The sequence below is a fragment of the Streptomyces sp. NPDC058401 genome (assembly GCF_042722885.1).
In the GTDB taxonomy this organism is placed as follows: Bacteria; Actinomycetota; Actinomycetes; order Streptomycetales; family Streptomycetaceae; genus Streptomyces.
In genome coordinates this window covers 1-12,335 of the sequence record NZ_JBHXKA010000105.1, presented here as the reverse complement: position 1 = coordinate 12,335, position 12,335 = coordinate 1, and the positions used below count along the sequence as shown (strand labels likewise).

General features: G+C 73.4%; 9 protein-coding genes. 8 read left to right on the top strand and 1 reads right to left on the bottom strand.

The window, feature by feature from the left end:
• The first annotated feature begins 40 nt into the window (after nt 1-40).
• Genes mpaP through ACFWNV_RS29685 form a run of 3 tightly spaced genes read left to right on the top strand, consistent with a single transcriptional unit; the run spans nt 41 to nt 4,498 of the window.
• Nucleotides 41-1,684 carry a daptide biosynthesis intramembrane metalloprotease gene (mpaP, locus tag ACFWNV_RS29695; RefSeq protein ID WP_383952983.1) on the top strand — a complete coding sequence of 548 codons (1,644 nt, stop codon included), beginning with the start codon at nt 41-43 and terminating at the stop codon, nt 1,682-1,684.
• A 32-nt stretch (nt 1,685-1,716) separates the two neighbouring features.
• Entirely contained in the window at nt 1,717-4,218 is a 2,502-nt protein-coding gene (gene lanKC / locus ACFWNV_RS29690; RefSeq protein ID WP_383952981.1) for a class III lanthionine synthetase LanKC, read from the top strand.
• Nucleotides 4,219-4,249: 31 nt separating this feature from the next.
• Entirely contained in the window at nt 4,250-4,498 is a 249-nt protein-coding gene (locus ACFWNV_RS29685; RefSeq protein ID WP_383952979.1) for a hypothetical protein, read from the top strand.
• An 85-nt stretch (nt 4,499-4,583) separates the two neighbouring features.
• Here ACFWNV_RS29685 and ACFWNV_RS29680 read toward each other — a convergent pair whose 3' ends face one another.
• Nucleotides 4,584-6,386 (bottom strand): trypsin-like serine peptidase, encoded by a 1,803-nt coding sequence (locus tag ACFWNV_RS29680; protein WP_383952977.1) that lies wholly within the window; start codon nt 6,384-6,386, stop codon nt 4,584-4,586.
• Nucleotides 6,387-6,844: 458 nt separating this feature from the next.
• On the opposite strand from ACFWNV_RS29680, the gene ACFWNV_RS29675 reads away from it, so the two are divergent.
• From ACFWNV_RS29675 to fabI, 5 genes are all read left to right on the top strand, one after another.
• The gene (locus ACFWNV_RS29675) at nt 6,845-7,645 is read left to right on the top strand and encodes an alpha/beta fold hydrolase (protein ID WP_383952975.1); all 801 of its coding nucleotides are present in this window, start codon (nt 6,845-6,847) and stop codon (nt 7,643-7,645) included.
• 120 nt (nt 7,646-7,765) lie between these two features.
• Nucleotides 7,766-10,036, top strand: a complete 2,271-nt coding sequence (locus tag ACFWNV_RS29670; protein WP_383953023.1) for a molybdopterin-dependent oxidoreductase — start codon at nt 7,766-7,768, stop codon at nt 10,034-10,036.
• A gap of 156 nt (nt 10,037-10,192) precedes the next feature.
• Complete coding sequence (locus tag ACFWNV_RS29665; protein WP_383952973.1) at nt 10,193-10,717, top strand: SgcJ/EcaC family oxidoreductase; 525 nt, start codon at nt 10,193-10,195, stop codon at nt 10,715-10,717.
• 48 nt (nt 10,718-10,765) lie between these two features.
• Nucleotides 10,766-11,470 carry a 3-oxoacyl-ACP reductase family protein gene (locus ACFWNV_RS29660; RefSeq protein ID WP_383952971.1) on the top strand — a complete coding sequence of 235 codons (705 nt, stop codon included), beginning with the start codon at nt 10,766-10,768 and terminating at the stop codon, nt 11,468-11,470.
• Nucleotides 11,471-11,472: 2 nt separating this feature from the next.
• Nucleotides 11,473-12,276, top strand: coding sequence for an enoyl-ACP reductase FabI (gene fabI / locus ACFWNV_RS29655; protein WP_383952969.1), 804 nt, complete (start codon nt 11,473-11,475; stop codon nt 12,274-12,276).
• Nucleotides 12,277-12,335 lie beyond the last annotated feature (59 nt).

Genomic DNA, 12,335 nt, shown 5'->3' with positions numbered 1-12,335 from the left:
ACACGTCCTCACCGCCCCCTTGAGCAGAGGTGCTTCCACCATGTCCGCCAAAACCGCCTTCGCACCCGATCTGGAGCGGCCCCGCACCGCCGACGACGTGGCCGTGCGCGAACCGCTCACCGAAGACGCCCCCTGGGTGATCCAGCGCGGGGAGCACAAGCACTTCCGTACCGGCGAGGACCTCGCCCGTCTGGTCCGCCTCCTCGACGGAAGCCGCGACCACGACCAGCTCGCCGCCGAACTCGGCTCCCCCTGGACCCCCGGCCACATCGGCCGCGCGGTCCGCAGCCTCGCCGACTCCGACCTCCTGGAAGACGGACGGCCCGTCAAGAAGCCGGCCAGGGTCCGCTTCGCGGGCCCGCTGACCATCCAGTTCACCCTGGTCAAGCCCGAGCGGATGCTGCGCCGCCTCGCCCCGCTGGTCCGCCCGCTCGGCCACCGCCTCGTCCGCGGCGCGGCCGCCGCCGTGGTCCTGCTGGGCGTACTGGCCCTCGCCGCCAGCGGCGCCACCCTCGGCGAGGCGCTCTCCCGCCCGATGCCCCTGTGGGCGTACGCCTGCGTGATGCTCGGCGTGGTCGCCACCACCGCCGTCCACGAGATGGCCCACGGAGCGGTCCTCACCCATCACGGCGGCACACCCAGCCGGATGGGCTTCATGCTCTTCTACATGTCGCCGGCGTTCTTCTGCGACGTCTCCGACGGCTGGCGACTGCCCAACCCGCGCCAGCGCGTCCAGGTCGCCCTCGCAGGCATCGCCATCCAGGCAGTCGCCGCCGGCACCGCCGCCCTCGCGGCCCTCGCCGTCCCCGCCGGACCGGCCCGCGAGACCCTGCTGCTGGTGGGCCTCGTCAACTACATGGTCTGCGTGGTGAACCTGCTCCCGCTGGTCAAGCTCGACGGCTACCTCGCCCTCATGAGCCACCTGGACATCTCCCACCTGCGGGAGAAGGCCATGACCGACGCCCGCCGGGCCCTCGCCCGGGTCGTCTTCGGAGGCCGCGGCTACCAGCGCGAACTGCCCGGCCGCGGCTGGTCCGTCCCGTACGGCCTGGCCTGCCTGATCTTCCCGCTGTACCTGGTCTCCAGCGCCCTGACCCTCTGGTCCGGGATCCTCCAGCGCCTCGGCATCGCCGGCTCCTGCATGATGGTCTGCGCGCTCGGCTACCTGCTGTGGCGCCTCGGCAAGGGCGCCGCCACCCTGGTCCGCGAAGCCGTCCAGGCCGGCGCCCGCCCCGTCCGCATCGCCGCCGCGGGCGTGCTCGCCACCGCCGGACTGGCCCTGGCCGCCACCCTCGTACAGATCCCCGCCACCGTCTCGGCCGGCTACACCACCGAACCCGACGGCAGCCTCAGCCTCCTCGTCCCCCGGGGCGGCGGCGGCTTCGACCTCACCGAGGGCACCACGGTCACCCTGCGCCGCTCCGGGCTCTTCTCCCGGCCGCAGACCGGCACCGCCACCCTCGGCGAACCCACCGGCCACGACGTCCTCGCCCCGGTCACCGCCATGCTCCCCGTCGCCAGTGACCGCCCCTGGCTGGAGATGAAGGCGTACCCGCTGCACCGCGTCACCGCCACCCCCGCGCCGAACGGCACGGACCGCACCGGCGTCGCCGAGGTCCAGGCGGGCGACCACCCGCTCTGGAAGTGGTTCGCCGTCTCCTACCTCGGCCCGCTGCTCCCCTGACTTCTCCCGTACGCCGCCCACGGAGGCCCGCCATGTCCCTGCGACACGTTGCCCACTGCCCGCCCGGCACCCCCTTCTACGACCGTCCGGCCGCGATCACCGGCGCCGACGCCTTCCCGGCGGCCACCGCCGAGGCCCCCGCCGGGTGGACCCGTGAGCCGATGGGGGAGTGGACCGTCCTGACCCCGCCGGGACTCGAACTCCCCGGGCAGGGCTGGAAGATCCACGTCTCGGCGACCGAGCGCACGGCCCCCGAGGTCCTCGACATCGTGAGCGCGTACTGCACCTCCCGCTCCCTGCTCTTCAAGTTCCTCACCAGCCCCTCGATGCTGATGCTGCGCAACAGCAAGTACGGGGACCGGGGCAGCAGCGGCAAGTTCATCACCCTCTACCCCCGCGACGAGGCGGAGCTGGAGACCGTACTGACCGAGCTCGACGCCCTCCTCGAAGGCCGCCCGGGACCGGCCGTCCTCAGCGACCTGCGCTGGGGAGCGGGCCCCCTGTACGTGCGCTACGGAGGCTTCAAGCTGAAGCTGGGCCCCGGCCCCAACGGCGCCCCCGTCCCCTGCATCGAGGACCCCGAGGGCAACCTCGTCCCCGATGTGCGCGGCCCCTCCTTCCGCCCGCCGGCCTGGCTGGAGCTGCCGCCGTGCGTGGTGCGGGCGCTGGCCGAACGCAGCCGCGGCGGCTCCCTCGGGGACTTCCCCTTCAAGATCACCCAGGCCCTGCACTTCTCCAACGGCGGCGGCGTCTACCGCGCCACCGACACCCGCGACGGACACGAGGTCCTGGTCAAGGAGGGCCGCCCGCACGCCGGCCTCGACGACGCCGGAGCCGACGCCGTGGAGCGGCTGCGCCGCGAGCACGACGCCCTGGCCGCCCTCGACGGACTGCCCTGGTTCCCGCGGGTCCTGGACTGGCGCCGCGGCGCCGAACACTGGTTCCTGACACGGGAGTTCGTCGACGGCAACGCCCTGACCAAGGAGACCGCCGAGCGCAACCCGATGCTCCACCCGGTCACCGCCCGCGACACCGCGATGCCCGTGGCCGAGTACACCGCCTGGGCCCTGGACGTCCTCGACCGCATCGAGGCCGCCGTCACCGCCATGCACGAACGCGGCCTGGTCTTCGGAGACCTGCACCCCAACAACGTCCTGCTCCGCCCCGACGGCACCGTCGCCTTCATCGACCTGGAGACCACCCTCCCCATCGAGGGCCACACCGGCCAGGCCATCGGAGCCCCCGGCTTCTGCGCCCCCGCCGGCACCACCGGCACCGCCGTCGACCGCTACGCCCTGGGCTGCCTGCGCCTGAGCCTGTTCCTGCCGCTCACCCCGGTGATGTCCTTCACCCGGCACCGCTCCGAGGACCTCCTCGCGCAGATCGCCGCCTTCTTCCCGGTGCCCGAGGGGTACGCCGACCAGGTCCGCGCCGACCTCGGACACGCCCCGGCGCCCGCCGGCGGCCCGCTGGCCACCCCCGAGCGCATCGCCACCGGCATCCTCACCTGCGCCACCCCCGAGCGCACGGACCGCCTCTTCCCCGGCGACGCCGACCAGTTCCTGCACGGCGACGGCGGCCTCAACATCGCCAACGGAGCCGCCGGGGTGCTGTGGGCCCTGCGCGGCGCCGGGATCACCGTCCCCGAGGCCCACGTCGACTGGCTGGCCGACGCCGCCCGAGCCGTCACCGCTCCGCGCCCGGGCCTCTACGACGGACTGGCCGGCATCGCCTGCGTCCTGCACGACTTCGGCCGCACCGACGAGGCCGCCGCCCTCCTCGACCGCGCCCACGGCCTGCTGTCCACCGCCACCCTGCGCGACGGCAGCCCCGACCGCAGCCTCTCCGGCGGCATCGCCGGCCTCGGCCTGGCCCTGCGGTACCTCGGGGAGGACGCGGCCGCCGGCGAACTCGCCGCCGCGCTCGTCAACAGCCCCACCCTGGAGGAACGCCCCGGCCTGCTCCGCGGAGCCAGCGGCGAGGCCCTCTTCCTGCTCGCCGCCGGCCGTGACGACGCCGCCCGCGTGGCACTCGTACACGACCTCGAACTGTCCCGGCAGCCGCTGCCCACGCCGTGGCACCGGGTCCAGCTCGCCCACGGCGGAGCCGGGCAGGCCATCGCCGTCCACCACTACCTCGCCGCGCACCGGGACCCGTACCTCACGGCCGTGTACGACGCCCTGCTGACCGACCTCACCTCGCAGTTCCACCCGGCCTGCGGCCTGTTCACCGGCCGGGCCGGCGCGCTCGCCGCGCTGACCTGCACGGACGACGGCTCGGCGGCCACCGCTCGGGCGCTCGCCGAACTGCGCTCCGGACTCGAACCGTTCGCGGTGGCCCACGAGAACGACCCGTACGCCACCGGCTTCCTCGGCGACCACCTGCTGCGCCTGTCCACGGACCTGGCCACCGGATCCGCCGGCGTCCTGGCCGCGCTGACCGCGCCCCGTACGGGCGTCCTGCCCTACCTGCCCGCCCTGGCGGCGGCGCCCGTCCCGGCGCCGGTTCCGGCATCGGTTCCGGCCGCCCGCTGAAGCCCCACCCCGACACCGTACGGAGCCCCGCATGCCCACCCACCTGACGGTCAGCATCACCATGACCGAGGAGGCCCCCTCCTCGGCGGCCCCCGAGACCACGGCCGTACGCCTCGTGTCCTGCCTCCCCGCGTCGTGGACGGTGGTGCCCCTCTCGATGACCGCCCGCTCCGCGACCCTGTCCCTGACCGCCCCGGACGACACCCGCGCACCGGCGGTCCTCGACACCCTGGACACCGCGCTGGCGGCCCCCGCCTTCACCGGCTGGATCCGCGGCTGACCCGCCCCTCCCCGACCACCCGCAGGCCGCCCATCCCCCACAGGCGGCCTGCGGGTGCCTGCTGCCCGACGCCCGGCCCGACCGGTCAGCCCCGCGGCGGGACGAGCATCCGCTCGGCGCCGAGACCGGCCGTGCGGGTGTCCTCGTACAGGCTGGTCTCGCCGTCGCGCCAGCGGACCAGGAGGTCGTCGGTGAGGCCGTCGCCGGTGTACCGGCCGGCGGTCATGAGGATGCTGTGGGTCCAGGTGGGGTCCGGACCGCGCAGGCGCCGTTCGCTGCCGGGACCGCGGGGGGTGAGGCCCGTGCGGGCGGCGAGCGCGCCGTTGGACCGGCGGACCATCAGGTCCCACTTCCGGTTGCCGGAGAACTGCCCGGCGGCGAGCAGGGCGGTGCCCTTCCAGGCGGGACCGGGGCCTGCGAGCCGGTGCTCGCGGCCGAAGGTGCCGGCGCCCACGGCGGTGTGGAGGGTGAGTTCGCCGTCGGACCAGCGGACCACGAGGTCGGTGACGTAGTGGGAGGCGTCGAAGCGCCCGGCGGTGATCTGGGCGGCGTGCTTCCAGACGGATCCGGCGGGTGCCATCTGGGTGACGCGGCCCAGGCCGTGGGCGCCGACGTCGGCGTGCAGGGTCATCCGGCCGTTCTGCCGGCGGACCATCAGGTCGAACTGGTCCGAGCCGGTGAAATCGCCCGCGGTGACGGCGGCCACGTCCTTCCAGGCCGCGTTCGGCGCCATGAGCCGGCGCTCCGGGAGGAAGCCGCCGCGGCCGTCACCCGGGAAGAGGGTCACCTCGCCGTCCGTCCACACCACGAGCAGGCTGCTGCGCCCGCTGCCGGTGAAATCGCCGGAGGCCATGGCCCGGGCATGGGTCCACAGCTCCCCGGAGCCCGGCAGCGGGAAGCCGCCGGCGGAGCCCCGGTAGGGCGGCCGGGAGAGGGCGGCGGGGTCGCGGCCGGCGGCGGCGTCCGCGTACAGCTGCAGCGCCTCCTTGCCGTACACGGGCGCGTACGTCACCCAGGAGTCGTTGCCGCCGCCGTGGTAGCCGCCGGTGTTGCCGATGACCTTGCCGGTGCGGTGCGCGGCGTCGTAGTCCTTGATCCAGGGGCCGCCGGACACCCCGCCGTAGAAGCCGTTGCAGACCATCCGCAGCTGCCGGAAGCCCTGCAGCCGGGTGGTGGGAACCTCGCACCGGACGGCCTCGTGGCCCTTGTTCACCCGCGAGGCCGACGGATAGCCGACCACGGTGACCTGGTGCTCGTACGTGTCCACCGGCGTGAAGGTCAGCGCCCCGGTGACGTTCTCGACGCGTCCCTTCGCGTTCGGCTCGACCAGGACGAAGGCGAGGTCCAGGTCGGACACGGCGGGCGTGGCGTGGGAGCGGTAGCGGGGGTCCGTGTAGACGCCCCCGGCCCGGACCGGGAAGACGCCGAACGGCTGGGCGGCGGCGGTCTTTCCGTGGCGGTAGCGCGGTACGAAGACGGCGCGGTTCCCCGGCTGCCGCATGCCGAGGGCGCAGTGCCCCGCGGTGAGCACCATGCTCCTGCCCGCGCTGCGCACGACGCTGCCGGTGCAGGAGGTGTCCGCCGTGCCGATCGCGGACTGCCGGTAGAAGAAGGTGCCCACCATCGGCATGCCGTCGAAGTGGATGCCGGTGGGAATGCCGGAGGGCGCGCGGGCGCCGGCCGCGGCCCGGCCCCTGGCGGCGTCGACGGGCACGGCCGCCGCCATGCGTTCGGCCGTCCAGTACGCCTCCGCGGAGCGGAGCCCGGCGGAGGGCGCGGACGGCGCGGACGGCGCGGGCGGGGTGGGCGCGGCGGTGGCGGCGCCCGGCCCGGCCGCCAGCACGCAGGCGGCGGCCACGGCGGTGAGGGTGAACCATCCGGATCCCAAGAACCTGCCCGCCTTCCGCGTGGGGTCGTCGACGCCGAGAACGAGATCACACGGGCACGCCCAGGACGCGGACGGGCGCGTTCGCCGCGCGGCGACTGCTCCGGATGCCCCGGCGGGAGGCGCCCCCGGGCGCGGCCGGCTGCCGGTTCGGGAACCGGTCCGACGGCGCCTCCCGCTACGCGATGGTCAACCACCACCGGGAGGAGCAGTCACCGTCCCAGTGACGGCCGCGCGGCTCCAGCCGGACGAGCGCGCCGTCCAGGACCGGTCCGTCGAGTACGAAGGTCATGGCCGCAGCGTTCCAGAACGGACCTGCCGCGTCGCGCGAATTCGGCGGCGCGGGGCAGGGGTCCAAAGAATCTATACAAGCGTCTTGAACATACGTCTTATACGGTTGTATATTTCTGGCACGGGGTCACACCGTCCCCGTATCCGCACCGGAACCAGGGGGAACCGCCATGACGGACACCGCCGCCCAGCCCACCCGCGCCACCCTGCGCATCGACGGACGCACCCTGTCCTACCTGGACTTCGGCGGCGCCGGCCGACCCCTCCTCGCCCTGCACGGCCACCTCTCCGAGGGCTCCTCCTTCGCGCCCCTGGCCGCCGCGCTCGGACCCGGGTGGCGGGTGATCGCACCCGACCAGCGCGGCCACGGGGACTCCGACCGCGCCGCGGAGTACACCCGCGCCGGGTACGTCGCCGACCTGGTCGCCCTCCTCGCCCACCTCGGGATCGACCGCACCGTCGTCCTCGGCCACTCCCTCGGCGGGATCAACGGCTACCACCTGGCCGCCGAACACCCGGAGCTGGCCCTGGCCCTCGTCGACGTCGACGCCCCCGCCGAACTCCCCGACCACGGCACGAGCCCCCTGGGCTTCGTACGGGACTTCCCCTACACCGCGCCGACCCGCGAGGAGCTCCTCGCCGGCTGCGGCCCCCTCGCCCCCGCCCTCGCCCCGGCCCTGCGCCCGCTGCCCGGCGGAGCCGGCTGGCGGCTGCCGTTCCACCCGCAGGACACCATCGACTCCGAGAACCTCGTCCACGGGGACCACTGGAAGCAGTGGCTCGCGACCGACTGCCCCGCCCTCCTGGTGCACGGCCTGCGCAGCCAGGTCGTGTCCGCCGAACTGGCCCGGGACATGACCGCCCGGCGCCCCGGGACCGTGTCCCGCGCCCTGGACACCGACCACTTCGTGCAGCTGGGCGACCCGGAGGGCTTCGCCGCCGCCGTCCGGGAGTTCCTCGCCGGGCTCTGACGCGCCGGGCCCCTCCCGGAGCCGGGCCGTCGGCCCTCACGGGCGATAGAACGCGGGACAGCCCGGACCCCGGTGGCTACACTGCGCGCAGTTGATCAAGTGGTGTGGGGGCGGCCGGTGTTGGAGCGGACAGCGACACGGGTGTGCCCGTTGTGCGAGGCGACGTGCGGGCTGAGCATCACCCTGTCGGACGAGGTCGTCACCCGCGTCAAGGGGAACCGGGACGACGTCTTCAGCAAGGGCTACCTCTGCCCGAAGGGCGCCTCCCTGGGCCGGTTCGACAGCGACCCCGACCGGCTGCACGCCCCACTGGTGCGCCGCCCCGACGGCGGGTTCGACGAGGTGGGCTGGGCCGAGGCCTTCGCCGCCGTCGAACGCGGCCTGCGAGGAGTGACGGAGCGGCACGGCCGGGACGCCGTGGCCCTCTACATGGGCAACCCGGTCATCCACACGCTGGCCCTGCCGCTCTACATGCTGGTCCTGCGCGAACGCCTCGGCACGCGGAACATCTACTCCTCCACCACCCTCGACACCATGCCCAAGAGCGTGGCCTGCGGATGGATGTACGGGGACCCGCTCGCCTTCCCGCTGCCCGACATCGACCGCACCGACCACCTGCTGGTCCTGGGCGCCAACCCGATGGAGTCCAACGGCAGCCTGTGGACCGTCGCCGACATGCCGGGCCGGCTCAAGGCGCTGCGGGCGCGCGGCGGACGCCTCGTCGTCGTCGACCCGCGCCGCACCCGCACCGCGGACCTCGCCGACGCACACGTCCCGATCCGCCCGGGCACCGACGCCCTGCTGCTGCTCGGCATCGCACACACGCTGTTCGAGGAGGGCCTGGCGACGGACCCCGGCCCCGGCTTCGCCGGCTACGACGAGCTGGCCGTCCAGGTGAAGGGGTTCGCCGCGGAAGACGTCGCGGACGCCTGCGGGGTCCCCGCGGGGACCATCCGCACGCTCGCGCGCGAGCTGGCCGCGGCGCCGACGGCCGCCGTGTACGGACGGCTGGGCACCTGTACCACGGAGTTCGGCACCCTCACCAGCTGGCTGGTGGACGTGGTCAACATCATCACCGGCAACTTCGACCGACCCGGCGGCGTGCTCTTCGGCGAGGCACCGCACGCCACCCGCCGCCCCGCCGAGCCGTTCCGCACCGGACGCTGGCACAGCAGGGTCCGCGGACTGCCGGAGGCCAACGGCGAGCTCCCCACCGCGACCCTCGCGGACGAGATCGACACCCCCGGCGAGGGGCAGGTACGGGCCCTGCTCTGCATCGCCGGGAACCTGGTCCTCGCCTCACCGCAGGGCGAACGGCTGGACCGGGCCCTGCCCGGCCTGGACTTCATGGTCTGCGTCGACCCCTACCTGAACGAGACCACCCGGCACGCGTCCGTCATCCTGCCGCCGCCGAGCGCCCTGGAATCACCCCACTACGACGTGGTCCTGGCGGGCCGCTCCGTCCGCCGCAACGCCCGCTTCTCCCCGCCCGTACGGGCCCTGGCACCCGGGCGCCCCAGCGAGGCGGAGATCCTCGCCCGGCTGGTCCTCATCGCCTCGGGCAAGAGCGCGGACGGGGACCCCGACAGCGTCGACGAGGCACTGACCGACCTGACCCTGAGGGCCGCCGCCGGCCGTCCGGGGGCGCCCCTGCACGGGCGCGAACCGGCCGCGCTCAAGCGGGAACTGACCGGGGACAACGCCCTGGAGCGGCGGCTCGACCTGATGCTCCGCCTCGGCCCCGCCGGCGACCTGTTCGGCAAGCGGCCCGACGGCCTGAACCTGGCCCTGCTCAAGGCGACCCCGAACGGCATCGACCTCGGGCCGCTGCGGCCCCGCCGCAAGGAGGTCGTGATGACCGCCTCCGGCCTGGTGGAACTGTGCCCGCCCGCCATCACCGGGGACCTGCCCCGGTTGGAGGCGCGGATGCGGGAGCTGGACGACGGCGGGTTCGTGCTCATCTCCCGCCGCCAGCTGAAGTCCGTCAACAGCTGGTCGCACAACATCGCGACCCTGTCCGGCGGCACCAACCGCTGCGCCCTGGAGATCAGCACGCAGGACGCCGGGCGCCTCGGGGTCACCGCCGGAGACCTGGTCCGGGTCCGGGGCCGGAGCGGCGAGGTGGTGGTGCCGGTGGAGCCCACCGACCGGCTGCGCGAGGGCGTGCTGAGCCTCCCGTACGGCTGGGGGCACGGACGCAAGGGCAGCCGGCTCACCCACGCGGACACCCAGCCGGGGGTGAGCATGAACGCGCTCACCGACAGCTCGGTCGTCGACCCGCTCTCCGGCACGGCCGTCTTCAACGGGGTGCCCGTACGGGTGGAGAAGGCGGAGCAGGCCGAGAAGGCGGAGCAGGCCGAGAAGGCGGAGCAGGCCAAGAAGACAGAGTAGGACGAGAAGGCCGAACAGGAAACGGAAAGATGAATTCCGGACGATTCGCATTCTGCGTCATTTGAATTCCTGATCGCCCCGAGTGAAAACTTTTCAGACATCCCGAGCGTCCCTAGACTGGCCAAGAACGTCCGATCGCCAGTCAATGGAGATTCCGTGAGTCTTGCCCGTCGCATTGCGATTCCTGCTGTTTCCCTGATGCTCCTCGCCGGAGTGGCCACCGCGGCGAACGCCGTCGAAGAACCCGCGCAGGATTCCCTGTTCGGTCCGGTGTGTTCCCCCACGCAGACCGCCATCACCGATGTCCCGCACCGGCTTTTCGCCGCGTGGAACAACGGTGACGCGGCCGGAGTCGCCGCCCAGTTCACGACGGACGGGCACATGATTCCGAGCAACGGTGCCTACCTCACCAGCCGGAGCGCGATCCAGTCCTTCTACCAGGGCGCCTTCGCCGGCCCCCTCGCGGGCACCCGGATGATCGGCAAGCCGCTCTCCGTGCGCTGCCTGTCCAGCACCACGGCCGTGATCGACGGGCTCGGCGGGCTGCTCAAGCCCGGTGACACCTACACCGAGCCGGAGCAGGTGCCGATCGGCCAGCGCATCATCGTCTCCTGGACGGCGGTCCGCGTCGGCAACACCTACTACATGAAGGAATTCCAGAGCACCACCATTCAGGGCTGATCAGCGAGCCGGCTGCCGCGAGGAAATCGAGAGGAACGGAGAGTTTCGTTGCCACGCACGGTGCTGGTCACGGGAGGAAACAGGGGAATCGGGTTGGCCATTGCCGAGGAATTCCTCGGACGTGGTGACCGGGTCGCCATCACCTACCGCAGCGAACCACCGGAAGGTAAATTCCTCGCCGTTCGGTGCGATGTCGCCGACCCGGAGCAGATCGACGCGGCATTCACCACGGTCGAGGCCGAACTCGGCCCGGTGGAGATCCTCGTGTCCAATGCCGGGATAACCGAGGACCGGCCCATGCTGCGGATGCAGGAAGAGCAGTTCTCCCGGGTCATCGACACCAATCTCACCGGCGGCTGGCGCTGTGCCCGCCGGGCCCTGCCCAAAATGCTGCGCGGCCGGTGGGGGCGGATCGTCTTCGTGTCCTCCGTCGCCGGACTGCGCGGGAACCAGGGCCAGGTCAACTACGCCGCCAGCAAGGCCGGCATGGTCGGCATGGCACGCTCGCTCGCCCGCGAGGTCGCCACGTCCGGCATCACCGTGAACGTGGTGGCGCCCGGGCTGATCGAGACCGACATGACCGCCGCCCTGTCCGGAGCCCGCAAGAGCACGCACCTGGCGGAGATCCCGGCGGGCCGGGCCGGCCGGCCCGAGGACGTGGCCGACACGGTGGCCTGGCTCACGGGGGAGCGGGCCGGCTACGTCACGGGCGCGGTCGTGCCCGTGGACGGCGGCCTGGGAATGGGGCACTGATCATGACCACCGTCCTTCCCGAGCCCACCGCACCTCCCGCCACCGGCGGCCTGCTCGCCGGCAAGCGGATCGTCGTCACCGGCGTGATCACGGAGCGGTCCATCGCGTTCGCGGCCGCCCGGATCGCCCAGGAACAGGGCGCCCGGATCGTCCTCACCGGCTACGGACGGATGTCCCTGGTCGAACTGGTCTCCCGCCGGCTGCCCGAGAAGCCGCCGGTCGTGGAACTGGACGTGACCGACTCCGGGCACCTCGCCCGGCTCCCGGACCTGGTGGGCGAACACCTCGGCGGAGTCGACGGAGTACTGCACTCCATCGCCTTCGCCCCGCCGAGCTGCCTCGGCGGATTCCTCACCGCACCCTGGGAGGACGTGGCCACCGCCGTGCACACCTCCGCCTACTCCTACGTCTCGCTCGCCAAGTCGCTGCTGCCGCTCATGGGCAGCGGCGGCTCGGTGGTCGGACTCACCTTCGACGCCACGAAGGCCTGGTCGGGATACGACTGGATGGGCGTGGCCAAGGCCTCCCTGGAGTCCGCCAACCGCTACCTCGCCAGGGAAGCGGGCCCGCTCGGCATCAGGTCGAACCTGGTGGCGGCCGGTCCCCTGCGCACCACCGCCGGCAAGGCCATCCCCGGCCTGGCCCGCACCCAGGACGACTGGGCGGCGAAGGCACCGCTCGGCTGGAACATCACCGAGACGGAGTCCACGGCACGGGCCTGCGCCGCGCTGCTCTCCGACTGGTTCCCGGCCACCACGGGCGAGATCGTCCACGTCGACGGCGGACACCACGCGATGGGCGCCTGACCGCGGGACCACAGCACGAACGGGGTGGTGCCCCCCGGCGCGCGGGGGGGGCCCGGGGC

Bases quoted from the DNA above. Each gene is read 5' to 3' on its own strand.
- mpaP (WP_383952983.1), top strand. From the start codon at position 41: ATGTCCGCCAAAACCGCCTTCGCACCCGATCTGGAGCGGCCCCGCACC.
- lanKC (WP_383952981.1), top strand. From the start codon at position 1,717: ATGTCCCTGCGACACGTTGCCCACTGCCCGCCCGGCACCCCCTTCTAC.
- ACFWNV_RS29685 (WP_383952979.1), top strand. From the start codon at position 4,250: ATGCCCACCCACCTGACGGTCAGCATCACCATGACCGAGGAGGCCCCC.
- ACFWNV_RS29675 (WP_383952975.1), top strand. From the start codon at position 6,845: ATGACGGACACCGCCGCCCAGCCCACCCGCGCCACCCTGCGCATCGAC.
- fabI (WP_383952969.1), top strand. From the start codon at position 11,473: ATGACCACCGTCCTTCCCGAGCCCACCGCACCTCCCGCCACCGGCGGC.